The sequence below is a fragment of the Microcoleus sp. AS-A8 genome (assembly GCA_039962225.1).
In the GTDB taxonomy this organism is placed as follows: domain Bacteria; phylum Cyanobacteriota; class Cyanobacteriia; order Cyanobacteriales; family Coleofasciculaceae; genus Allocoleopsis.
On sequence record JAMPKV010000015.1, the window covers coordinates 1 to 24941 of the forward strand.

At 48.1% G+C, this 24941-nt stretch carries 20 protein-coding genes and 1 pseudogene; 9 read left to right on the forward strand and 12 right to left on the reverse strand.

Annotation, left to right across the window (positions count from 1 at the left end; genetic code table 11):
• Nucleotides 1-350: 350 nt before the first annotated feature.
• From NDI48_22040 to NDI48_22050, 3 genes and pseudogenes are all read left to right on the forward strand, one after another.
• Complete coding sequence (locus NDI48_22040; protein MEP0833852.1) at nucleotides 351-584, forward strand: helix-turn-helix transcriptional regulator; 234 nt, start codon at nucleotides 351-353, stop codon at nucleotides 582-584.
• Nucleotides 585-786: 202 nt separating this feature from the next.
• Nucleotides 787-2835, forward strand: a pseudogene (locus tag NDI48_22045) (PAS domain-containing protein).
• Between the two features lie 174 nt (nucleotides 2836-3009).
• The gene (locus NDI48_22050; protein ID MEP0833853.1) at nucleotides 3010-4611 is read left to right on the forward strand and encodes an ATP-binding protein; all 1602 of its coding nucleotides are present in this window, start codon (nucleotides 3010-3012) and stop codon (nucleotides 4609-4611) included.
• Nucleotides 4612-4634: 23 nt separating this feature from the next.
• Here NDI48_22050 and NDI48_22055 read toward each other — a convergent pair whose 3' ends face one another.
• The 10 genes from NDI48_22055 to NDI48_22100 form a co-directional block, all read right to left on the reverse strand.
• Complete coding sequence (locus NDI48_22055; protein ID MEP0833854.1) at nucleotides 4635-5435, reverse strand: class I SAM-dependent methyltransferase; 801 nt, start codon at nucleotides 5433-5435, stop codon at nucleotides 4635-4637.
• Between the two features lie 76 nt (nucleotides 5436-5511).
• On the reverse strand, nucleotides 5512-8214 hold the full coding sequence (locus NDI48_22060; protein MEP0833855.1) for a hypothetical protein: 2703 nt from the start codon (nucleotides 8212-8214) through the stop codon (nucleotides 5512-5514).
• A gap of 69 nt (nucleotides 8215-8283) precedes the next feature.
• Nucleotides 8284-9957: a 2-isopropylmalate synthase gene (locus tag NDI48_22065; protein MEP0833856.1), complete on the reverse strand. Its 1674-nt coding sequence runs from the start codon at nucleotides 9955-9957 to the stop codon at nucleotides 8284-8286.
• A gap of 86 nt (nucleotides 9958-10043) precedes the next feature.
• Nucleotides 10044-10562 (reverse strand): NYN domain-containing protein, encoded by a 519-nt coding sequence (locus tag NDI48_22070; protein MEP0833857.1) that lies wholly within the window; start codon nucleotides 10560-10562, stop codon nucleotides 10044-10046.
• Nucleotides 10563-10960: 398 nt separating this feature from the next.
• A complete protein-coding gene (locus NDI48_22075; GenBank protein MEP0833858.1) occupies nucleotides 10961-11815 on the reverse strand; it encodes a sulfurtransferase in 855 nt (284 codons plus the stop codon).
• A 165-nt stretch (nucleotides 11816-11980) separates the two neighbouring features.
• Entirely contained in the window at nucleotides 11981-12886 is a 906-nt protein-coding gene (locus NDI48_22080) for an MBL fold metallo-hydrolase (protein MEP0833859.1), read from the reverse strand.
• A gap of 432 nt (nucleotides 12887-13318) precedes the next feature.
• On the reverse strand, nucleotides 13319-13831 hold the full coding sequence (locus NDI48_22085) for an inorganic diphosphatase (protein ID MEP0833860.1): 513 nt from the start codon (nucleotides 13829-13831) through the stop codon (nucleotides 13319-13321).
• A gap of 364 nt (nucleotides 13832-14195) precedes the next feature.
• A complete protein-coding gene (locus tag NDI48_22090) occupies nucleotides 14196-14381 on the reverse strand; it encodes a hypothetical protein (protein ID MEP0833861.1) in 186 nt (61 codons plus the stop codon).
• A 376-nt stretch (nucleotides 14382-14757) separates the two neighbouring features.
• Complete coding sequence (locus NDI48_22095; protein MEP0833862.1) at nucleotides 14758-15717, reverse strand: DUF362 domain-containing protein; 960 nt, start codon at nucleotides 15715-15717, stop codon at nucleotides 14758-14760.
• Nucleotides 15718-15769: 52 nt separating this feature from the next.
• Nucleotides 15770-16051: a hypothetical protein gene (locus NDI48_22100; protein ID MEP0833863.1), complete on the reverse strand. Its 282-nt coding sequence runs from the start codon at nucleotides 16049-16051 to the stop codon at nucleotides 15770-15772.
• Between the two features lie 711 nt (nucleotides 16052-16762).
• Here NDI48_22100 and NDI48_22105 point away from each other — a divergent pair.
• On the forward strand, nucleotides 16763-17482 hold the full coding sequence (locus NDI48_22105; GenBank protein MEP0833864.1) for a TVP38/TMEM64 family protein: 720 nt from the start codon (nucleotides 16763-16765) through the stop codon (nucleotides 17480-17482).
• A 99-nt stretch (nucleotides 17483-17581) separates the two neighbouring features.
• Nucleotides 17582-19129: a mercuric reductase gene (locus NDI48_22110; GenBank protein MEP0833865.1), complete on the forward strand. Its 1548-nt coding sequence runs from the start codon at nucleotides 17582-17584 to the stop codon at nucleotides 19127-19129.
• A gap of 354 nt (nucleotides 19130-19483) precedes the next feature.
• Here the strand turns inward: NDI48_22110 and NDI48_22115 are convergent, their stop codons facing one another.
• Nucleotides 19484-19741 (reverse strand): DUF1816 domain-containing protein, encoded by a 258-nt coding sequence (locus NDI48_22115; GenBank protein MEP0833866.1) that lies wholly within the window; start codon nucleotides 19739-19741, stop codon nucleotides 19484-19486.
• 724 nt (nucleotides 19742-20465) lie between these two features.
• Between NDI48_22115 and NDI48_22120 the strand changes: the two genes are divergently transcribed.
• The 3 genes from NDI48_22120 (at nucleotide 20466) to NDI48_22130 (ending at nucleotide 22927) form a co-directional block, all read left to right on the forward strand.
• Entirely contained in the window at nucleotides 20466-20825 is a 360-nt protein-coding gene (locus tag NDI48_22120; GenBank protein ID MEP0833867.1) for a rhodanese-like domain-containing protein, read from the forward strand.
• A 290-nt stretch (nucleotides 20826-21115) separates the two neighbouring features.
• Nucleotides 21116-22204 (forward strand): heat-inducible transcriptional repressor HrcA, encoded by a 1089-nt coding sequence (hrcA, locus tag NDI48_22125; GenBank protein ID MEP0833868.1) that lies wholly within the window; start codon nucleotides 21116-21118, stop codon nucleotides 22202-22204.
• A gap of 81 nt (nucleotides 22205-22285) precedes the next feature.
• Nucleotides 22286-22927 (forward strand): DUF2834 domain-containing protein, encoded by a 642-nt coding sequence (locus tag NDI48_22130; protein MEP0833869.1) that lies wholly within the window; start codon nucleotides 22286-22288, stop codon nucleotides 22925-22927.
• Between the two features lie 6 nt (nucleotides 22928-22933).
• Here the strand turns inward: NDI48_22130 and NDI48_22135 are convergent, their stop codons facing one another.
• A complete protein-coding gene (locus NDI48_22135; GenBank protein MEP0833870.1) occupies nucleotides 22934-24124 on the reverse strand; it encodes a cob(I)yrinic acid a,c-diamide adenosyltransferase in 1191 nt (396 codons plus the stop codon).
• A gap of 243 nt (nucleotides 24125-24367) precedes the next feature.
• On the opposite strand from NDI48_22135, the gene NDI48_22140 reads away from it, so the two are divergent.
• On the forward strand, nucleotides 24368-24937 hold the full coding sequence (locus NDI48_22140; GenBank protein ID MEP0833871.1) for a hypothetical protein: 570 nt from the start codon (nucleotides 24368-24370) through the stop codon (nucleotides 24935-24937).
• Nucleotides 24938-24941 lie beyond the last annotated feature (4 nt).

Below are 24941 nucleotides of genomic sequence, written 5' to 3' on the forward strand. Positions count from 1 at the left end.
TTGCTCAGGCTCAATGCACTATTGTCTAAGCCGACCTCTACGCCAGTCTCTAGAGATAATTATATTTTCATTCTGGAGTGTGAGCGCTACGCTCATGGATGTCTCTTGCAAAAATGTTGAAACCCCATCCTCACCTTCGGCTCCGGCAACCCTCCCCTTAGTAAGGGGAGGGAGTCGGATTTTTCTTGCTTCCCCCTTGGTAAGGGGGACTGACGGGGGTCTTATTTTGACTTTTGCCAGAGGTCTATTAAAAAGCACTACGCTAACTCTCTTGTATTCTGTGTCCTACGAGAGAGGATGCTCACTATACCAGATGGTATACCTAAGGGGAATGCAGTGATTTGAAATTTATGCCTGCGATCGACCAATCAGAGCTAGCAGATCTGGTGCGTGAAACGCGACAACGCCTGGAACTCTCACAAGCTAAGTTTGCCGCGAAATTAGGGGTTTCTTTTCAGAGCGTCAATCGTTGGGAGAATGGGCGAACGAAGCCCTTACCTGTCGCATTGAAGCAGATTGAACACTTGCTGCATCAGATGGGCGATACTGGCAAAGATTTGCTCGTCAAATACTTCTCAGAGTGAGGACGGACACCCGATGATTGATAGCCTCCACCGCTCTGATCTTGTAGGCAAAGATTCACCCCAAAGTTCGCACCCAATCACTGAAGCTGATGTTCTCATGACAGGAGTGCTGGCGAGCCGCCCCGCACGACAGCCCGATTTTGCAGCTGAAAGCCAAGCACTCCGTACCCTTGCCCAACACCTGATGGACGAGCCACAGTCCATGCTGAAAACGCTCGTTCGCCTTGCGCTCGATCTCTGTCGAGCCGATACGGTTGGAGTTAGCTTACTCGAAACTACATCCAATGGGGAATCAGTTTTCCGCTGGGTAGCGATCGCAGGTGCGCTAGAACCGTTTGAGCAAGGCACGACCCCAGGGAGCTTTAGCCCGTGTGGCACGACCCTTGCTTGTAATCAGCCCCAGCTATACAGCTATCCTGAGCGGTTTTTCACCTATTTATATCACCCGCAGTTTCCCGTTGTGGAAGGATTGCTGATTCCACTCCATGTCAATGATCGCCCCTTAGGGACGCTGTGGATTATATCCCACACAGATGCGCGTCACTTTGATACGGAGGATCAGCGGCTGATGATGAGCCTGGGAGGCTTTACCGCTGCTGCCCTTTACAGTATGCAGAAATTGCAACAGACAGCAGCCACGGCATTGCGTCAAAGTGAGCAGTTTAATCAGCAGATTCTTGAGAGCAGCGATGACTGTATAAAAGTGTTGGACTTAGAGGGGCGAATTGTGCTCATGAGTCCGGCAGGTCAAGCGTTGCTGGGCATCCAAGATATCACGCCCTTCCTCAACACGTCCTGGGCAGAATTTTGGCAAGGCGCAGATCAGCAAGCGGCAATTGAGGCGATCGCCCAGGCAAGAGTGGGCAAAGTTGCCACCTTTCAAGGATATCGTCCGACCCTGAGCGGCGAACCGAAGTGGTGGGATAGCAAAGTAAGTTCCATTCGAGGGGCAGAGGGGCAAATTGAACGGTTGCTGTGCATTTCGCGGGACATTACCGAGCGCAAGCAGGCTGAGGCAGTCCTGCGCGAATCTGAGCGAGAGAGCCAACGGCTGGAAGCGGAGCGTAACAAGCAGCTTGAGATCTTCGACACAGTACTCGCACGTCTTCAGGAATTTGTGTACCTCTTCGACCTGGAAGGGCGCTTCCGATATGTGAACAAACCTCTCCTGGATCTGTGGGGGCTGACCCTGGATCAGGCGGTTGGCAAGAACTTCTTCGACCTGGGCTACCCCGACGAGCTTGTTCGGTTGCACGAGGCGCAGATCCGCCAAGTGATCGAGACGGCGCAGTCCTTAGAAGGCGAAGCCACCTACACTAACCCAGCAGGCGTAATAGGACAATACGAATACATCTTCGTTCCCCTACTTGCTGCTGACGGCTCGGTTGAGGCAGTGGGCGGTCGAACGCAGATCGTTACGGAGCGCAGGCTGGCTGAGGCGGCTCTGAGGGCGAGTGAGGCGAAGTACCGCACGCTGTTCAATTCGATGGACGAGGGCTTTTGTATAATCGAAGTTTTGTTTGATCAAACCGGAAAAGCAGACGATTACCGCTTTCTTGAAGTCAATCCAGCGTTTGAGAAACACACGGGGCTGGTGAACGCGATTGGCAAAACAATCTGCGAATTGGTGCCGCAGCACGACGCACATTGGTTTGAGATTTACGGCAAAATTGCGCTAACGGGCGAAGCCGCGCGGTTTGAAAACCGAGCCGAGGAGCTTAAGCGTTTTTACGATGTTTACGCCTTCCGCATCGGCGAGCCGCACGAGCACAAGGTGGCAACTCTCTTCAACGACATTAGTGAACGCAAACAAGCAGAAGAGAGGTTGCACCGTGCCGCCAAATTAGATGCTTTTCGCGTCTCTCTCGCCGACGCGCTCCGCCCCCTTGCTGAGCCGGTAGAGGTTCAAGCAACTGCCGCCCGTGTGCTGGGCGAATATCTCAATGCGAACCGCGTAGCATACTTTGAAGTTCGTGGCGCTAATTACGTTGTTGAGCGCGATTACGTCAACGGTGCCGCACTACTCGCCGGTGGCTACTCCATTGATTCGTTCGGACCCAAGCTGCTCGCAGCATACCGCGCTGGTCGTACCGTGTGCGTGTCGGATGTGTCAACCGATGCCAACCTGTCCCCGCAAGAGCGCTCAGCCTATGCCGCCATCCAGATTGGTGCCTACATCGGCATACCACTAGTCAAGGGTGGCGAGTTCGTCGCAGGACTGGCAATCCACACGTCCGAACCGCGAGTTTGGACGCCGGATGAAGTGGCTCTAGCGGAAGAAGTCGCCGAGCGGACTTGGGCGGCAGTCGATCGCGCCCGCGCCGAAGCGTTTGTCGCAGCAGACCTAGAAGATACGCAGCTACTCCGCGAACTGGGTGCGCGGCTCGTGACCGAAGGCGACATTCAAACGCTGTACCAAGAGATTATGTCTGCTGCAATCGCGCTCACAAAGGCGGATGCCGGAACGGTGCAACTTTTTGACGTAGCGACGCAAGATCTGGTACTGCTCGCCACGCAAGGCTTTGAGCAAAACATGACCGAGCATTTCTACCGGGTGAATGCAAGTTTTAATACCTCCTGCGGTATTGCCCTTAAGAAGGGGATTCGTAGCTTCGTTGATTTCGATGTGCCAGAGAGTGAAGACCCCAGCGGTTCAATGCGACTGCATGTGGAGGCTGGGTATCTCTCCGCGCAGTCCACCCCGTTGACCACCCGTGCAGGCAGACTGATCGGCATGGTTTCCACTCATTGGCATGACCACCACCGACCCAGCGCTCGCGAGTTGCGGTTTCTTGATTTACTCGCTCGCCAAGCGGCTGACCTAATTGAGCAGCGGCAGACAGCAGCCGAACGGGAACAACTTCTTGCACGCGCCGAAGCTGCACGCGCCGAAGCTGATCGCGCCAATCGCATCAAAGATGAGTTTTTGGCGGTGCTCTCCCATGAATTACGATCGCCCCTCAATCCGATTTTGGGCTGGGCAAAACTCTTGCAGAATGGCAAGCTAGACGCAGCAAAAACCCAGCAGGCATTGAAGACGATCGAACGCAATGCCCAACTGCAATCGGAATTGATTGAAGATCTGCTGGATGTTTCCCGGATTTTACAGGGCAAGCTCAACCTTAACGTCAGTTCGATCAATCTAGTCTCCATCATTCGAGCCGCGATGGAAACGGTACGGCTGGCGGCAGAAGCCAAATCAATCAAATTAGAAGCAAGCCTTGAACCAGATGTGGGTTTGGTTTGGGGAGATTCCACCCGGTTGCAGCAAGTAATTTGGAATCTGCTCTCCAATGCGGTAAAGTTTACGCCAGCAGGGGGACATGTCAACATTCGGTTAGAGCGCTTAGACTCATACGCCCACATTATAGTCAGCGATACCGGACAGGGAATTGAGCCTGACTTTCTGCCCTATGTGTTTGACTACTTCCGTCAAGCCAACGCGACAACGACCCGAAAGTTTGGTGGCCTGGGATTAGGGCTGGCGATCGTGCGAAACTTAGTCGAACTGCATGGGGGCACAGCCGGAGTCGAAAGCCTTGGGGTAGGGAAAGGTGCAACCTTTACCGTCAGACTTCCAGTCATGCCCATCCAGTCGTCCGCCAATCAGAACGGTCAATCATCAAAGCCATCTTCTGATTTGAACGGTATTCAAGTGTTAGTCGTGGATGATGAACCGGATTCACGGGAGTTTGTGGCTTTTGTGTTAGAGCAAGCGGGCGCAAACGTACTCACAGCAACGACTGCCGATGAAGCATTAACCATGCTCATTCGATCGGAGCCAAATGTGCTGCTGAGTGACATTGGGATGCCAGATATGGATGGCTATATGCTGATGCAACAGGTGAGAGCGTTGCCGCCAGACCAAGGCGGACAAGTTTTAGCGATCGCTCTCACTGCCTACGCAGGGGACTTCAACCAGCAACAAGCACTACGAGCTGGATTTCAACAGCATGTCTCAAAACCCCTAGAACCAGAGACATTGATTCAAGTGATTTCTAGCCTGATTAAGTCCGCGATCGCTTAAATCCCTTGTAGAAATATCTTGAGTTATTTAGTAGCTACCACCGCAATATTCCACGCTAAGCGCTTCATCAGTGGTAATTTCTTCAAGAATTTATCTAATTTTTCCAAGCGTAGATAAGTCGGGGCTAATCGTTCTTGTTCCAGAATAATTTTCTTCCAATAACGCTCCTGATTAGGATTAACTTTTTCGATCAAATAGAAGCGCAAGAAAATCCAAAGCGTGGCGATCCAAAAGGTATCGTAAGCGGTTTCCGAAAATAGAGATTGTATGTAATTAACAATATTAATATCCAGCGGCATTTCATCTTCAGTACGCACTTCAGTTGCCATGCGGCGATAGACATTAATCACCGGGTTATGCTTTAAGGGGTCCCAAAAACAGGCTTTTCCTCCGGGTTTGAGGACTCGGTGCATTTCTTTTAAAGCGATTTTTGGATCTGGGATATGATGCAATAAATTAGAAGCATAGACTAAATCAAAGGTGTTATCTGGAAAATCCAGCGCCATTGCATTGGCGGTGCGTCCTTCAATCTTGACTCCATTCGATGCCGCTAATTTGAGCGCCACTTCTACCATTCCTGGTGAATAATCTGTAGCTACACAATGCGCTCCTTGTTTGGCAAAATAGACGCTATTTTCACCCGCACCACATCCCAAGTCTAATAGCCGCTTACCTCGGATGTCTCCCATCTGGCGTAGAATAAAGCGATTTTCGGGAGCTGTACAAGCTTCAAAATAGTCGGCTACCCGAATTCCATCTACATCAATAGCGGCAGCCCAATTATCATGGAAGCGTCGCTCTTTTTCCAAGGTTTCGTCTAACATTTTGTTTTCAGCACACTTTTGCTAAATGATTTTACATGGATCAATTAGAAATTTCAGGTCAAAAATGCATCCTTATTCACGATTTGGGGTTTAATACGTTCAAGGGATTGATTTGGAGCGTACAGGAGTTCACTAAATCATTTTGATCGTAGTTCAGGATATTCAATAACAGATAGGCTGAATGTTGACCCCGAACGGATAGGTCAAATTTGGTGATTTTTTGGGGAGTATGACTATAGGCACTTTCTGTTGAGCTCACGATGTGGCCTTCTGTATCTAACATTGCCACTCGTAGAGATGATCCAACACAGGCTTGATCCAGGTAATTGATTACACCGGAAACTTTGGCCTGGTCTGTCACTGGGCCGAGATAGAGTAGGGATGTGCCTAGCTGCTGAGTACGGTCTTCACTAGCTTCTTGATCGGGTACATCCGTATTCGCCTGTTCTAATCCTTGGTTCCTCAGCGCTTTAACGAGGCGCAGCTTGGGCAAGGTGAAGGATGATGAATCGGGCGCTTCTAACCTCGCTCCCCCTAGTTCCTGAGAAGTTGCTACGTTGGAAGCCAAGGTTCCCCGAACAGTAAAATCACGTCCGTTTGGCAATTGTTCTACAGACAGTGCCGAAGGGGATAGGCTCTTATATCTCTGCCCAGAGGAGGATTGCAAACCCAGTTCTTTCACTAACGGCGTGGATTCAAACAGGCGGTAGGCTCTCTCCTCCTCACCCCAAGGGTGATCGCGACGGAAAGCAACAACCTGATAATTCTGGCTGGAGTTTTGCCTGACGGTTGTGTTGTGTAACCACTGACTCAGAATAATCCAATTTCCCTGGGAACCGGGTCGTTCACCAATTTTCTGCTGCATGGCGTGGAGGGTTCGCACGGCTGTCGCCAGAGAGGTAGGACGAAGTCGCTGGTAAATACTCACAACAACCCCGTTCTCAAACTGAAACTCTGTCGGAAGGCGTTGGAAATCTTGGGCAAACTCCCAATTTTGAGTAAAGGCATCAAACACCACGTTGACAACATCATTTTCTTGATTGGGTAGCCATTCCCCAACCGCAGGATTTTGAGTGGGGTTACTTGAATAAGCTGGCAACTGACTGGGAACCACCACGTACTGCGCCTCCACCATTTCCTCCAAGGGATAAGAATCGCGAGAGTCCACTTCGGGCACGGGCAAGGTGTTTAACAGCCTATCGTCTTCTGGGTAGAGGAGGTACTCCGCCGATCGCAGCATATTTCCTGTCAACTGAAGGCGTTGAAAACCCACCACTAAAATCGGCTCTCCCGCAGGAGTCAGTTGACGCAGGGAGTTCACCAATCGAACGACTTCATCGTAGTCTGTACGCACAAGGGGAGGCATGTTGAGGGCAAACAGGGGATGAAAAACACGGCTCATTGTCCCAATTGGAGCCAGCCCAACCATGAAGTTAACCACTAAATAGCCACCCATCACCCCTAAGATGAGCCATTGCCTTTTCCCCCTCAGCCTGCTCCAAGTTGTCCAGATCAAGGCAACCAACCCGATGACGATAAATGGTGTGACTTGTAAGGAATAAAAGACATTGCCGTACCGTAGGACAACCAGCCAGATGCTCAGGGACAAGACACCGGACAACCCCATAAAGCTAACCACGGGTAATGGTAAGCTCCGAGTCACAAGACTTGCCGAAAACCCCAGTAGCACCAACAGCCACGTTCCCCAGCCATAGAACGAGGCGTATAAGTTGACAATGTCGCTGAAGGGTAAGCTCCAAGAGGTGTAGAGGTTTTTGTAATTCGTCGTTAAGGCGGCATAGGTAAAGTGGGGTGCCACAATCCATAAGGTAGCCAACGCGCTAGCTGCAATCAGAGCAATCCGCACACCAGCCAATAGCAAATTCCCCCACGCCCTAGCATGGGGATGTTTGTCACCCGTTGTCGTCGGTTCTCTCCACCACACCCAAGGCACGAAGGCAGCTAAGTAGGTTGAAACAGAGGCAAAGCGATAGTTCAAAGACTCTCTCCTCCCCAGCCGCGATCGCAACCATCTCCAGGGTTGGACGATGGGGTTGAGGCTTTCCCTTACTGATAGCGCCCGTTTCTCATTCACCTGCTGAAGTGGCGGTTTTCCCAGCTCAGCGATAAAGAAGATCAAAGCTTGTAAGCTGATGGCACCGAGGAACGTTACGCCTGCGTAGACGAATGGACGGCGCAACAAAATCGCCGATCCAATCAAGAATCCGATCAGAGGAATTCGCCACCACGTCCTGAGTCTGACATCCTGCAAGTAAAAGAACGTCGCCAGACCCAAAAATACCGCTCCCCCTGTGTCTGGAATGCCCATAAATGTGGGTATCCAGCTTACGGGGATGAGTAAGGTTAAAAACGCGGTTGCCCAAAAAACCGGGCGTGAATGCGCCCGGATGAGCTGTGTGGCGATCGCTCCCATCACCAAGGCAAATGGTAATAGATAGACCAGTGCCAGAGCTAGTTCGTAGACAAGGCGGGAACGACCGAAGACTAAAATGAATGGAATGAGCGGCAGCGTGTAGAGTCGATTGCGTTCTGCAATCAAAGACCGCTGAACCCGTTGTATGGCTTCAGCAGGGGATTCGCACCAAGTTGTGACGATATCCAGGGTTCGCACATACCAGTCAATCCACCAGTGAAAGTTATGTTCACTGGAAATGTAGGCAGTGGTGATAATTGTGATCATTAGCGCTAGCAACGCTAGCAGGCCCGCATCCACTAGAAGTTGTTGGCGAACTTCTAGGCGAAATTGGCGATTTGGCATAGTCTCAGGCTTGTTCCGATACCAAAATGCTCAAAGATGAGCATTTGTTAGCAATTGTTAGGAAATCAATCACTGTTGATTAACCCTCGCTCCCTGAACAACAACCGATTCTGCTGTTATGCCCGATTCATTCGCGCTGGTTTCCCCGCGACCAATCCGTCGTGTTTGGTCGCCTTGCAATGAGCCATACAGGCGATTGAGGGCGTTCACATAGGCTTGAGCAGAGGCCACAATGATGTCGGTGTTGGCAGCATGACCGGAGAATACCCGATGATTGTGCCGTAGGCGAATGGTCACTTCTCCCATGGCATCAATGCCCTTAGTCACGGACTGCACGGAAAACTCGATCAGTTCGTTGGGGACGTTCACCACCCGGTTGATGGCTTTGTACACCGCATCTACAGGCCCCGTGCCGATCGCCGCATCCATCAATTCTTCACCCCCTGGGTTTCTCAGGCATACGGTGGCAGTCGGACGTGCCTGATTGCCACAAGAAACCTGTACCAATTCTAGGTGGAACAGTTCTGGAGTTTGTTGGGTTTCATCATTGGCGATCGCTTCCAAATCCCAGTCCGAGATTTCTTTTTTCTTATCAGCCAGTTCTTTGAAGCGGATAAATGCCTTATTCAACTCGGTTTCCGAAAGCTCAAACCCCAGTTCCCGCAAGCGAGTGCGGAAGGCGTTGCGCCCGGAGTGTTTGCCCAACACAATCTGATTTTCTGTCAAACCAATGGACTGGGCATCCATGATTTCGTAAGTCAGCCTGTTCTTGAGTACCCCATCCTGATGAATCCCTGACTCGTGAGCAAAGGCATTTGCTCCCACAATCGCTTTGTTCGGCTGTACCAACATGCCGGTGAGGTTGGACACCAAGCGAGAGGTTTTATAAATCTGCCGCGTGTCAATGTTCGTCAGGGGGGCTTCTGACTCCACAGGACGTCCTAAGAAGGGATTGTAATACTGCCGCCGCACATGCAGCGCCATCACCACCTCTTCTAGAGCCGTATTTCCCGCCCGTTCACCGATGCCGTTGATCGCACATTCCAACTGCCTCGCCCCATTCTTGACGGCTTCCAGGAAGTTCGCCACCGCCAAGCCGATATCATTGTGACCATGGACGGAAATAATCGCTTGGTCAATATTGGGGACGTTGTCTTTGATGCCCTTAATCAGCGCCCCAAATTCGCTAGGGGTGGTGTAACCCACGGTATCGGGAATATTGATGGTGGTGGCACCGGCTGCGATCGCCCGTTCTAGCACTTGGTAGAGGTACTCTGGATCGGTACGGGTGGCATCCATGGTTGAAAATTCCACGTCGTCGGTGAAGCTTTTGGCATACGCGACCATTTCCTCGGCGATCGCCAGTACCTCGGCTTTGGATTTCTTGAGTTGGTATTCCAGGTGAATGTCTGAAGTCGAGATAAAGGTATGAATTCGACCCTTGGCGGCTGGCTTAATCGCTTCCGCAGCGGCTTGGATATCGCCTTTAATCGCTCTTGCCAAACTACAGATGACCGGGCCATCCTCTGTCCCCACGGCTTTGGCAATTTTTTCCACCGCCTCAAAATCTCCGGGGCTAGCAAAAGCGAAACCCGCCTCAATCACATCAACTCCTAGACGCGCTAGTTGCCGCGCAATCACCAGCTTTTCGTCTACATTCAGGGTCGCTCCGGGGCACTGTTCCCCATCCCGGAGAGTGGTGTCAAAGATAATAATGCGGTCTGTTTGCGGTTGCTTGTTCATAGCTCAGTTTGGCGACAAATGAAGAAATGAAGAATTGATTGTCCTCAATCTATATAAGATACGAGTTATTTTTTACTCAATTATATTTAATAGTCAATTTTCTCTATCCGATCGCGGATTTCGTTTAAATCTATGTAACGGTCGGTTGCATTCCTTAATTCCCTGGCAATCATTCCCTCTGTTGAGACTACTGTAATATGTGTATTCTTTGAACGTAGTAATTCAATAGCTCGTTCAAAATCACCATCTCCACTAAAAAGAATCACTTTATCGTACTGATCTACTGTATTAAACATATCGACAACAATTTCTATATCTAAATTAGCTTTTTGAGAATAACGACCCGAATTATCATCGTAATATTCTTTGAGAATTTTTGTCCGGACGGTGTAACCGAGGCTGATTAGGGCATCTCGAAATCCGCGCTGATCTTGAGGGTCTTTTAATCCGGTGTACCAAAAGGCATTGACTAATGTTATGTTTGGCTCACCTTTGAAGTAGTCTAATACCCTTCTTGGATCGAAAAACCAGCCGTTTTTTTGTTGAGCGTAGAACATATTGTTCCCGTCTACAAAAATAGACAGACGGTTCATGGGGCATGGCATATAAACTAAGACCTAATAGTTCTAGTGAATTTAATTGAACTTCTTATTTTAGCAATTTTTATTTAATCATTTGCTAATAGTTACGTTAAAGCGATAACCCTCAAGGGTTCTCCTTCTTTTTACTTCATTTTTTTAACTCCTCCCTTTAAATCACCCTCAGGCGATAAACCTAAAGGCATGGTTTGCTAACAGGATAACTTCAACTTAAGTATATTTGGTCAGCACACAGTGAAGTCTGCTGCGGAAGTACTTTATCAAATTTACATTTAAATTGTAGTTCTGAGTGGACTCTCCTCAGCAACCCATCACGATATGGGATTGATCCAAAAAATTTCCGCGTTGATATTCCGCTTGAACTCATAGAAGCGATCGAGGAGGAGCGAAATGTAGGGAGACACTCAATCAGTTGATTGGGAGGCTTGTGGGGGAGTTAGATAAGAACACCAGTCACTCCAACCCCCTGCATAGAGCTTGCTTGTGTGAATCCCAGCCAATTCTAGAGAGAGGAGATTGACACAGGCGGTGACTCCAGAACCACAATAAACAATAACTTCTGTTTGTGGTGTGATATCAAGCCATCGCTGTTGTTGCTGAGCGATGGGGTACACATAACCTTGAGCATCGGTAACGTCTTGCCAAGGGTAATTAACGGCACCAGGTATATGACCCGCGATGGGGTCAATCGGCTCTCGTTTCCCTAAATAGCGATCGCGCTCCCGCGCATCGACCACCACTACACCCGGCAAATCCTTACGCACTTTGAAGGTGTCAATATCCAGCCACCAATCCGAGCGTATTTGGGGAACAAACATCCCTGGCACTGGCGTCGGAGGTAAAACATCTGTAGCGGGGTATCCCGCTGCTTGCCATGCCGTCCAGCCCCCATTGAGCAAGGCAACTTGGTCATGTCCCATGTAACGGAGTAGCCACCACAGACGCGCCGCAAAACCCAAGCGAGAATGATCGTAAGCGACGACTAGAGTCTGTTGAAAATTCACGCCTATGGCAGCTAATTTCTGCGCTAGCTCATCGATATCCGGCAACGGGTGACGCCCACCATGAGGCCCTACAGGTGCCGATAGGTCTTTATTTAAATCGAGATAGTGAGCCATGGGGATGTGACTCTCTAAATACTGTTGATGACCCACTTCTGGCTCAGTGAGTACGAAGCGACAATCCACAATCACCACTTGCGGGTCATCTAAATGTTCCTTAAGGTACTGGGCAGAAACGACAAAAGAAGAATCCATTATGCAAGATCACCAATTGGAAAACTTATAAGAGATCTTGCCCTATTCTCAGCCGTTAACAAAACCTATAGACAAGTCTTACTCCTGACAATGGGGGAGTGAGGTGAATGGGAGAAATTGTTTAGACGCTTAAATTAAGAGGTCTACCAGTGTGTTTTTTTAGCTCGACTAAGCTATTGGCACAATCATTCCTTCGCGGGCTAGGAAGTCATTGGGGAAAACGGACTTAACTTGATCTTCTACCTGATCGAGAAAGTCGTCATCGGAGTCAGGGTTGTAGCGAGACATGACGATTCGCTTAACGCCGGCTGCTTTTGCGGTTTCGATTCCCGTCTGCCAGAGATTGTCTTTCCAGAGGCGTGGCGAAGATGGGATGCCACCCTCACAGAAGGAATTAGGAGCCTTCAAAATCAGCAAATCAGCTTGCCGTGCTAGATGAAGCAGCGCTTTATCGATGTGATCCTCATAACAGAGGCGATCCATGGCGTAGACAACAGAATGTCCTTGCCAGGTGACTCGATAACCCATTGCCCTGTGTGAGTAGTTGAGAAAGACGGTCTCAACGGTCACATCGTCCAATAAGATAGTCAATCCAGACGTCAGCTCGTAGAACTTGAGCTCTGAGCGCATTACTTGAAGGGGAACGGGAAAATTGGGGCCGAGCATCTGGCGACTCAGGCGCTGTTCCATCGAGGTCCCATCAGATGCCTCTGCCCCGTAAATATGAAAGCAGTTGCCCGGAAGAAGGGCGGGGATGAAAAAGGGAAATCCTTGGATGCTGTCCCAATGGCAATTGGTAAAGAAGATGTAGGCTTCCACGGGCATTGATTTGAGCAAATTATTGCCCAACAACCTTAACCCGGTACCGCCGTCAAAAATCAGACGTTTGTTGCCCACCCGCATTTCGACACAGGATGTATTGCCCCCGTAGCGGATTGTCTCTTTTCCTGGAGTGGAAATTTTATCTCGAACGCCCCAAAATTGAACGACAAAATCATCTATAGAGCCAGTTACCATATCGGCTCTAACATTCGATATACGTGGGGTTGGTGCCGCTGGCTGAAAATCTGGCATTGTTACAATTTAGTTAGCCTGGATTAGCAACGCTTCACAGCAGCAGATTTCCACTAAATGATAGTCAGATAGAACGGGCATCGCTGTGTGGGTAACTAGGGCTTTGGGGTCAAAGGGGCAGAGGTCACATATTTACTAATATAAGAAATCACGTAGGGTGATTTCCTAAAAAAACCTGTAAGATTCCGCACTTCCCCTACGTTGAATTTTCTAGCACCCTTGGTCTTGGTCAGGAAGTTTTTGTTAGGTCAGTTAATTTTAGCGTTCTTGAAGGAACATAACCTGTGAGTTCCGTCACAAATCGGAGCGGGGGGCGATAAAGATAGAGAGCGATGGCGCGTAGTACAGGGCTAGAGATGATTGCACTTGCTACCACGCCCTCTCAAGAAGGCTTACCGCTTACCTATTTAGGATTCGGCCTAGAGAATCTCTTCATTTTTCACCAGCTTTGATGCACTTCTCCACCAGTGGCATGACGTGCCCGACATCTTGCCAGCCCAGGATTTCCGTGACTTTTTTTTCTAGGTTTTTGTAAGTCCTGAAAAATTCAGCAATTTCATCCAATCGATGCGGCGCGATGTCTTGAAGAGATTTGACATGGGTGTAACGCGGGTCTTTGTCGGGAACACAAAGAATTTTTTCGTCGCGATCGCCTCCATCAATCATCTCTAGCATCCCAATCGGTCGTGCGGCAATCACACACCCTGGAAACGTAGGTTGATCCATCAATACCATACCATCGAGCGGATCGCCATCATCCGCTAATGTGTTAGGCACGAAACCGTAGTCATACGGATATTGCACAGAAGCATAAAGTACGCGATCGAGTGCAAAGGCTTCTAAGTCTTTGTCAAATTCGTACTTGTTCTTACTACCCGCTGGAATTTCAATCAGAACGTTGATCAGACCTGGTTTGGGTTGAGCCGGAATGCGTGATAAATCCATTACAGAATTTTTAAGCGACACAGCAGATTGGGGGAGCCTTGCAATCAAATACTTTTTGCCACAGGTAGCCCCAGGAGTAGGCTTTGACCAACCCCCGTGTAGCATTCTAAGCGAAGACAGGTGCGACCGGCTTGTGATTGATCAGATTCCGACTCCCTAGGGAGCGAATCTTTGTCAAATCTTCATAAGTTGGGCTTGGCATCGGCAAATCTCAAACAGCCGTTGCCATTAAAAACCAAGCTAGTTTAGGGCTAACCCCTAGCACCGATCTGTTGTTTCTGTAACTCCCCCTAGTTGGATCTTGAACTAGGGGGGGTGTTTTGAGTCCTGCATCGCTATGATGTGATCTAAGCTATCTCTGCAATCACTTTTCGGGTCTGGGTAGCGAGTAAGTCGTCTGTTGCAGAACATCAACTCCGCTTGAAGAGTAATGAGCGATGACGAACAGAGGTAATGTCAAGGTTAATAAAGCAATTACCGCTCCCATAAACTCTGCCCACCTATAGGGATGGGTATCAGAAGCGTTGGCAGACGGACTACTGGATTCCATAAAAAATTTTTGACTGAAACTCGGTCAAATGGTAATGAAAAACAAAGGAAAGAGTTTAATTTCTAACCCATGTACTTCATTTTAGCGATTTATCTGTTTTTGATTGTCTTCTAGAAAACAATCTCAAAGAAGTATTGCTAGAGAGAGCTACTGATCTTTTAACTTCATACTTGTGAAAGAGGTGGAAATTTCGGACTGAACCTAGAATCTTTTGGTTTTAGACGGCAAGGTTAACTGGGGATTCCCCTCACACTTCATAAAAAACCGCCTCTAGAAATAGGGCGGCGTGATTAAGCAATCGGAGGGTAGTACAAGCTTACGGTGCAAGTTTGGGTTTTCGTTGTAACGAGGCTTACAAAAACTAACTACCTGTCAACTATCTTTCGGCATAAGCTTTGATGGGTTCTTTGATAAAGCGGATGTACAGATGTCTAAAAGTAGACTTAATTACACGAGGCATCCCAAAATCAAGCGGGACTAAAGCATCAGGAAGTCTCCAATCCATCACTTGCAGTTCCATTGGTTGCAGGTGGGGAAAATGCATCTCCCTCAGTTCTGGACACAGCCCTAATCGTTGACTGGCGGCTACTGTGGGAACAACGGATGGCTCAACATTGAGGATGTCTAGCATTGCGCGATCTAGGGCAAAGACATCGGCGGACGCTCCCAAGACATTTAGCGATCGCGGTTCGCCGCCACTAGGGCCATTTCCTTCATGACCGATGATACCATCGACAATCGTCAAGTCTGGATTAATCGCCCGTGCCGTTTCCACCAACATTTCCCCAAAGCGTTGTTCATCCTTCCCCGCTTCCATGTGCCACCAAGCTTTCATTTTGCCGGGGACACAGCCGAATAAGTTCTTGACGCCCAAGGTGATGGTTAACTGCGCGTGAGACTTCACCTTTGGTAGGTTAATCACGACATCGGCGTCCATGGCTTCTTTGCACAGTCGCAGATGGTTGAACGTTGTACTCGTTGTTTCGTAACGCTGACCGTGAAATTCTACGATGGGTAAGTTGAGTTCTTCCATCAGCGGCAGATAGCCGTTTGCCTTGGCAACTCCCCAAGCACTCCCAAAAGCAGGGCTATCTCCGAGAAAGGGTTTGCCTCCTGCTTCTTGTACCAATTGAGCGACAGTGTAAACCAGCTCCGGACGAGTGATGCATTCTTTGCCAAGACGCCCACCCGTGAGAAGATTGGGTTTGAGCAGGACGCAATTACCCCGCTTCACAAAAGCCCCCATTCCTCCCAACGGCTCCAGCAAGGTTTCTAAGGAGGCACGCAGTCGCTGCCGATCATAGGAATCAGCACGAATTAAACTAACCGTAGACATGATTTTATTTAGATCGTGAAGTTCGAGTGAATCATCTTTCCAGTCCCCATTTTTAGAGCTTGGCTCCATGCGTCAGTGGTGTCACTCGCTGGACATCCGTGAGAACACCATTCCCTTGGATTTCGAGCAAGGGCGGTTTCACTTCTATCTTCACAACTTGGGCAGTATGAATGACAACCGTGCTATCAAATAAGTGCAGGGTCAACCAATCTTGGTTGAGTAAGCCTTGCAGTTGTATCTGGAAGGCTTCTGGAGTTCCGGGAATATCAAAGGATTCTGTTTCACCACTCTGATAGTGAAAGGTAACCTGTGTGAAAGTGTCAGCACTTTGCATCGTATTCTTAAACTCTGTATCTAGTGGTTGCCAAAAAAGCGCTTGAGTTAGCCCTAATCAGGATAAGACTGCTCATTGTATCTCCTGAGTTTCCTAGGAAACGATCTACCTTCAGTCTCTCTGGAGCTAACGCTTTTCAATGTTCTATGTACCGCAAGTTCTTTCTAGAACCTATGGTTTTGAATCTACCAGATACCAAAACTAACTACAAGCGGATAGGATTTGTAGTTCTCTAGTTAGTTCAAGGTGGAGTGATGGGGTTGATACTTTTTTTTGAACAATGAGCTAAATTCAACAAGAGTTTATTCAAAAAAAGCTAAATTTCAACAGCCAAATTAAACGGACAAAAACTTAAGCCTAATTTAGTCAATTATAGAGAATGGTAGGCTTTTGAAAGATGAGGTTACTTCATAAAATTGATAGTATTATTTTCTCTGATTGAAGTTTAATACATTTCAAGAGAAGCCTAAAATTAAAGCCGTTAAAATCTCTGAGCAAAAAATAAATAACCTTACAAAAAATGCTATAGAAATAAGTCTTGCATTCGGATTCAGGCCAGTGTGCTAGTAAAAAGGAATTAGGCTCATTGAGCAACTAATGTAATCCTTGATTTCAGGATATTAGTATTGAAATCGAGCAACCTGAACGAAATAAAATCAAGCTATGACGCACAAACTGATCAAACGTCAATCCTTGACCAGAAGAGTGATAATGTTTCTCAAACTGGTTGGATTAACGCTACTGGCAGTCGGCATTGCCATCGGAATTGGTAGCTATCCAGCATTGGCAGAGACATCTTCTGCTGTCAGGGGATTCAATATCCAAGACATGTTGCGGCACACCTTGGCTTGGATTAATCAGCTAGGGAGTGTGGGAGTACTCGCTTATATTGCACTCTATATTATCGCTACGGTAGCTTTCTTACCGGGATCAATCGTTACTTTAGGAGGAGGCGCAATATTTGGTGTTGTGTTAGGTTCACTCTACGTTTTTATTGGTGCCTCGCTGGGAGCCACTGCTGCCTTCTTAATCGGACGTTACTTAGCACGGGATTGGGTTTACAAGCAAATCGCAGGCAATGAAAAATTTCGTAAGATTGACGAGGCTGTTGGTAAAGAAGGATTCAAAATTGTTTTTTTGACGCGACTCTCTCCAGTTTTTCCATTTAACTTATTGAACTACGCTTTGGGAATTACGGGAGTTTCCTTCAAAGACTACCTCCTTGGCTTCCTGGGTATGATTCCTGGTACAGTGATGTACGTTTACCTAGGTTCCTTGGCGGGTGCCTGTACTCAGATTGGTACGACCGATCAGCCCACCAACTTTGCTGTAGAGTGGACAATGCGAATTATTGGTTTTATTGCCACTGTTGCGGTGACTGTTTTTGTCACTCGAATTGCTCGGAAGGCTTTAGAAGAGAAAGTTTCTTAGTTCCTGACGATTTCCTTGTTCTAGGATTGGGGATGAAGCTCTGAATCAAACAACCCATCAAACTCTGAAGAGGAAGCCTCTTTTTTTTCTTAAAGACCCATGTCAAATTCAGCATTCGAGAATGTTACCGTCGCACCGATGGATGAGTATAACCAGAGGTTGGTTTCCTACGTTCATCCACCGGATTGGGTTAATCCTAAACCCGCTAGCTGTTACGACTTAGTGGTGATTGGCGCGGGTACGGCTGGATTAGTCGTGGCGGCAGGTGCGGCGGGTTTAGATTTGGGTTTGAAAGTTGCCTTGATTGAAAAGCATCTGATGGGTGGGGATTGCTTGAATGTGGGGTGCGTGCCTTCAAAGTGCATGATTCGATCTTCTCGTGTTGTTGCCGACATGCGAGAAGCCAAAAACTACGGAGTTCATGTCCCAGAAGAGATTCAAGTGGATTTTCCCGCCGTAATGCAAAGAATGCGTAGAATTCGGGCAAGGATGAGTCCTCATGATTCGGCGGAACGTTTCCAACAACTTGGGGTTGATGTCTTTTTGGGTAGTGGTCGTTTTTTGGGTGACAACACGATTGAAGTGGGGAGTGAGACTCTCCGGTTTAAGAAAGCGGTAATTGCGACGGGGGCTAGGGCAGTACGATTATCAATTGAGGGGATGGAAGAGGCGGGGTATCTGACGAATGAGAGTGTTTTTTCCCTTACCGAACGACCGCGACGTATAGCATTGATTGGTGGCGGCCCCCTCGATTGCGAATTAGCTCAGGCGTTTCGGCGCTTGGGGAGTGAGGTGGTACTGTTCCATCGGAGTTCTCATATCTTGAATAAAGAGGATGCCGAGGCGGCGGAAATTGTTCAGAACGTGTTTATTCGGGAAGGAATTCGCTTAATACTGGATTCCGAAGTGACGCGGGTGGTCAAGTCTAGTGAAGGCAAGACACTTTACTTTACCAATCAGGGTCAGGAGGAGTCGATTACGGTTGATGAAATTTTGGTGGGTGTCGGACGTGCGCCGAATGTGGAAGGGCTGAATTTAGAAGCGGTTGGGGTAGAGTACGACCAGAAGCAAGGGGTGAAGGTAAATGACTACCTGCAAACGACGAACCCCCGAATTTATGCCGCAGGCGACATCTGCATGAATTGGAAGTTTACCCATGCGGCGGATGCGGCGGCGCGGATTGTGATAAAAAATACTTTGTTTTCACCGTTGGGTTTAGGACGTTCTAAACTGAGTAGTTTGGTGATGCCTTGGGTCACGTATACTGACCCGGAGATTGCTCATGTGGGACTGTATGAACGGGAAGCGAAGGAAAAGGGGATTGAGGTAGAGGCGATCGCAATTCCTTTAAGTCAGGTGGATCGTGCGATCGCAGATGGTGAGGAGGAAGGGTTTGTCAAAATCCTGCATAGGAAGGGTTCGGATGAGATTTTGGGGGCGACGATTGTGGCTCGTCATGCGGGTGAGATGATTTCGGAAGTGACGACGGCAATTGTGGGTAAGGTGGGTTTGAGTCAGTTAAGTGGTGTGATTCATCCCTATCCCACTCAGGCGGAAGCAATTAAGAAGGCGGCGGATGCTTATCGCCGCACGTTGCTCACGCCGAATACTAAGCGGTTTTTGGGATGGCTGACAAAGTTGTCGTAGTTTGCGAGCAGTTTTGTCGCGGCTCCTTGGGGAGTGGGATGTAGTCCAGCGCGCCTGCTTAGTGCAACCCGGCAGAAGTTTTCCACCACTTCAATAGGATTAAAGTAAAAGGTTGCTGCCAGAGATCCCCCGTCCTCGTATGCTCTCCGGCCCTGCTGCCAACTGGTGGGTTATTTCTGCCTGGGTGTACTAGCGCGGCTCGTTATCCCTCTATTTAGACATGTGAAGAATCCCAGGAATTTCCTCGATTAATTAGTCTTGCTCTGTTTTAGGTCGGTGAAATTAAATTTTGTTATGAATTTGGTGGTTTCAAGTCAGATACGTTAGGAAAACAAAAAGCTTTTTAGATGTTTTCTAGATTATCCGTTCTCTCTCCTCTGTGTAACTGGTTAACTCTCTAGGTTGACACTGCTTAATTTGGATAGTAATGCCGTGGGCACCCTCCTGTTTTAAATCTTCACAGTAGCCAACTTGAGCATAGTCTGCTTCCTGCCTACTGTTAAACGGACCAAAGTAATATGTACAGTTGGGCACGGCTGTCACAATTTCTACCCACCAGTCCAATTCAATCCGGTTCTCTAGAGTGGAGTGTTTTGAAGGCCTAGAAGCTATCCCTGAGTCTGAATGGAGAGATTTACAAATTTTGACAAATAAACAAATCAGCTAAAGCCTCAAGATGAAATTATTAATCACTAAACCGATGAGAGAAAAAAGGAGTTTTTACTTGTTGATGGTTAACATTCTTTGAGGAAAGATAGGTTTTCGATTTTCTATGAGTTGATGAAACTCTTGATGAAGAGCTACGCTTTTCCCCTCCAGAACCGGCATGGCCTGTCTACATCGAGAGCAGTACCAATAGATGTGGTTGTGGCAAATATGACGGAGTAAGCGGTCTGAGCAGCAAGGACAAGTATTCATGGGATTTTTTAAAATCAATACTTATGAGACTACTGCTCATATGTCAAATTTTTGGGCAGGAAATCGGGTAGAAATCGGTAAGAAAGCCAAATAATTAATGAGAAATTGCAAAGAATTATCAACGAGTTGTTGGATATTTGTAACGTTCAGGAGCTTCGCGAGTTGAGGAATGCACTCTAGCAAAGGTTTTGAATCCCCTGTTGAGGGCTAGAATCTCTTGTTGAGGGCTAGAGATTGGGCGAGATTGGGCGGCACGCCAACTCTCAGCTTGACTGAGGGAGGGGGAGGTCAGGATTTTATCGGTTCGCCTTTATCAAATATTATGAATATTTGTAAGATATGCGTATCCTGACCTTAATGCCGAGTTTTACTGGCAGTTCGGGGACGGTCGATGGCTCAATAAATCTAATTAAACCGGATGTCACATCAATCTTTTAGTCAACCCCTTCCCCAAATTAGCGTTGAGCAGCTGCGTCAGAGGCTATCCGAATCTCCAGAAAAGCTTCAGTTGATCGATGTCCGAGAGGAAGAGGAGGTGGCAATCGCTCATTTAGAAGGGTTCGAGAATCTTCCCTTGAGTGCATTTGCCGAATGGTCAAGCCATATCCAAACTCGCTTTGACCTAGACGCTGAGACGCTAGTCCTCTGTCATCATGGCAGTCGCTCTGCTCAGATGTGTCAGTGGTTGATTCACCAAGGGTTTACCCAGGTGAAAAACATCGCCGGAGGGATTGATGCCTACTCGCTGATCGTTGATCGCAGCATTCCTCGCTATTAGCTGCCGCTCATGGCAAACCCCTGACCCTAGTTTCTTCTGCTATCTTAAAACTAACGCCAATGAGTCGCCAATAGTAGCATCTCCATAGTCCGTAGGGCTAGCAACTGCGAGGGTGACTTCTCCAATTGAGGGATTTTCTCTCAGTGCTTTCACTCTTAGTCAGCTTGCTTTAAATCAGCCTTTGTCCGGATAGCAGTCGGCAAGGCGTGTAATTCACCATAGCCCTCCCATCCAATTAATAGAATCATTTGCCTCTCTTTAAAATCTGATTAAGATCAGCTTTTGTTCAAATGTTTCAGCAAGCCAGTCTGACTAACCGACAACAACAAATCCTGTGGGCTACGATCCGTCATTACATTGCGACCGCAGAACCCGTGGGTTCCAAAGCGTTGGCGACGGAGTATGACCTCAGTGTTAGCCCTGCAACGATTCGCTCCTGTATGGGCGTTTTAGAAAAAGCGGGGTTCTTGTATCAACCTCATACCTCAGCGGGACGAGTTCCCTCGGATTCTGGCTATCGGATTTATGTTGACCAACTGATTACCCCTTCTGACAGCTTGGGGCGTCGAGTTGAGCATTTACTCGCAGACCATTTGAACTTGGAAGAGGCAGGCTTTGAGGCGATTTTGCGAGAGGCGGCACAAATCCTCGCGACCGTTAGTGGATACATTGCCTTGATTACGTTGCCTCAGACTCGCACGACGCGCTTACGGCATTTACAGTTGGTACAGATAGAGCCACGGCGAGTCATGTTGATTGTCGTCACCGATTCCTATGAGACACAGTCGGTGTTGATGGAACTTCCCCAGTTAGGGGATGAGATGACTCACGACGAGTCGATGATGGAGCGGGAGTTACAGATTTTATCGAACTTTTTGAATAGTAAGCTGCGGGAGCGATCCCTCAGTGAGCTGGCAACCTTAGATTGGAGTGAAGTAGACCGAGAATTTGCTCAGTATGCTGATTTCTTGAAGCGATTGCTGACGGATTTGATCCGCCGCACGACGGCACCTGTTCCGACACAAATCATGATTCGCGGTATTTCAGAGGTGTTGCGTCAGCCAGAGTTTTCGGAGTTGCAGCAAGTCAAGAACTTAGTGCATCTCTTGGAAGAAGAGCAGGATTTACTTTGGCCTGTGATTTTTGAGGTACCAGAGACTCTAGGATTGGAGCGTCGAGTGAAAGTACGAATTGGCTCAGAAAATCCCTTAGAACCGATGCGTACCTGTACCTTGGTCAGTGCAACTTATCAGCAAGGTCAAGTCCCCGTGGGGAGTGTGGGAATTTTGGGGCCAACCCGGATGCTGTACGAAAATGCGATCGCTTTAGTCGAAACGGCTGCTAATTATTTGACCGGTGCTTTGAGCGAACCGGCCTAAGTTCAGTTAAAAGCCAAAATTTAAGCTATATTATTTTGGCTTTTATCCAGCGACTCAAAGGGTCTACCACAACAATTAATCATGAATCGAAAACTTGGATTTGGGTTACTTTGGGTCAGCTTTGCGGTCTATGCTTTTTTCTTGGCTCCTCCCAACCAACCCGATACCTTTGAACTGATTAAAAACCTTTCTACTGGCAAGTGGGATGGAATCAATCCTTTGGTGATTGCTTTATTCAACATTATGGGCATCTGGCCGATGATTTATAGCGGCTTGATATTTAGTGATGGCAGGGAGCAAAAAATTCCGGCATGGCCCTTTGCCGTCGGCTCTTTTGGAGTGGGAGCGTTTGCTTTATTGCCTTATTTAGCTCTACGTGAAGCCAACCCAAAATTTACGGGTTCTAAGGATATTGTTTTAAAGATACTTGATTCCCGTTGGCTGGGTGTTGCCCTCACAATCGGTACGCTGGTTCTGTTAAGTTTTGGATTACTCAAGGGCGATTGGGCAGATTTTATCCAACAGTGGCAAAACAGCCGCTTTATTCATGTGATGAGTCTGGATTTTTGCCTGTTGTGCTTATTGTTTCCCGCGCTACTGGGAGACGATATGGCACGGCGAGGACTGAAAAATTCCTCAGTATTTTGGGCGGTGGCGCTGGTGCCTTTAGTGGGTTCACTCCTGTATCTTTGTTTGCGTCCACAGCTCTTATTTAATGAATGAGCCGCCTTAAAAATCTACCCCTCGTTTCAAATCCACTCCCTTTTCACAGTAATGCTTGTGACAAATCATCTCCGAGTGAACACTCGCCAGGTCAAAATAAGCGGGTTGATTCAAACAGCGACCTGTAATAATCACTTCTGTGTCGCGGGGTTTGCGTAATAGAGCATCCACAATTGGCTCGATCTGCAACAGTTCTAAGTCAACGGTAGGATTGAGTTCGTCCATAATGATGGTTTTATACATACCTGAAGCTAAAGCGGCTCTGGCAATTTCCCAACCTCGTTCGGCTTCCACATAATCGGCAATCTGCTGTTGTCCCCGCCAAACGATCGCATCTCGCCCACAGCGGTGATGATCGACTAAATCCGGATAGCATTGCTTCAGCGCGGCGATCGCGGCATCTTCTGTATAGCCCGATCCCCCCTTGAGCCATTGAATAATCAGCACTCGGTGGGACTTGTCACTACTAATTCCCCGACCAATCGCTTGTAAGGCCTTACCCAGAGCATTGGTCGATTTTCCCTTCCCTGCACCGGTGTAAATTTCGATGCCCTCAATCCCCTGTTCCCTAGAGACTGGATGGTCATGAGGCACAGACTCCGTGTGCAAATCGGCAATATCCAACAGAGCTTGGGGGGTGCCCCGACCTGTAACAATAATTTCTAGGTTGTCCGGCTTATTTTTCAGGGTCTTAATCACCTCATCTACAGCCAGTAAACCCAAATCTAGGACAGGGTTGAGTTCATCCAAGACAACAACCGAATAAAGGTTAGAGGCAATCGCTCCCTTGGCGACATCCCAACCGCGTTGAGCCTCAAGCGCATCAAAGCGCGTCACATCCTCTCTAGAAAAAAACGAAGCACGTCCCGTGCGGACTTGGTCAATCAAGTGAGGAAAACCTCGTTGCAAGGCTTCAATCGCAGCATCCTCATCATAATTACGTCCTGGCCCTTTGAGAAATCTGAGCAACAAGACACGGCTGGATGAGAGTCGCGAACCGGCTTGTGTATCCGCATAGTTGGCAGGAGCGAATGCTTCGTCATCAGCGGCATTAATTCCTAGACCAATGGAGCGCAAAACCACTCCCAAAGCCGCCTGAGACTTGCCTTTTCCCATGCCATCATAGACATGAATCTGACCCGTGATGCGCTCAGAACGCTCAACCGCCGTGCGAATACCAATACCAGTTCTGGACATTCCGAATCCTTGAAACTAATCCCAAACCACAAGTTTACCAAGAACGAGGATACAGCCTTTGGTTGGTGAAAAAATCTAGAAATGGGGTCATCCCAGCATCGAGAATAATAGGAAGATAAAGTATCAGGCCGAATGGCACTAAGATAACTACAATCAGGCTTAGAGCTAAGCCCTCGCCTGAACGGCGTACCATGAATCATCAAGCCCTTAACGTCCACCGCCACTCGTAAGGAGCACACCGTTATGACAGAGGCCGTTTTGCCACTACAGACTTTTTTGTTTCAGTTTCTATTTCTGCTGGTTTCGATCGCCCTGGAATCCAGAGTCTTGTACAGAAGGATGAACATCAGCCGCAGAAGCAGCGTAGAATATTCGACCTTCATCAATTTACTAGCCGCGAGTGTTGGTTGGCTGGTTTTTTTTATGATCCAGAATTGGATACCCCTGTATTTAAAAGACCAGATCATTAGTTATATTTTCTTTGATCGCCTTCTCGGTCCCCGTCCAGAAGAGTTAACCTTCGTGATTGCGGCAACTGGAGTTGTCATCTTTTTCTCGGCTTTCCTGATTAAACTCAGCGGCCTTAATCTTCTCGAAGGTTTTCTCGAAGACAGGTCGAAAGAACAAAATGAATCAGCTAAACGGCCTTGGCCCACGTTGCTCCATCGTTTAGACGAAGCCGTTGCCTCTCCTAAGCCTCATCATGCAACGACCATCCTCTTGGCTAACGCTTATAGCTATAGTGCCATCTCGTTACTTTTATTTCTGCGATTCCTGCAAATCCACACTCCTATCAACAATCTCAATTTCTAACTAA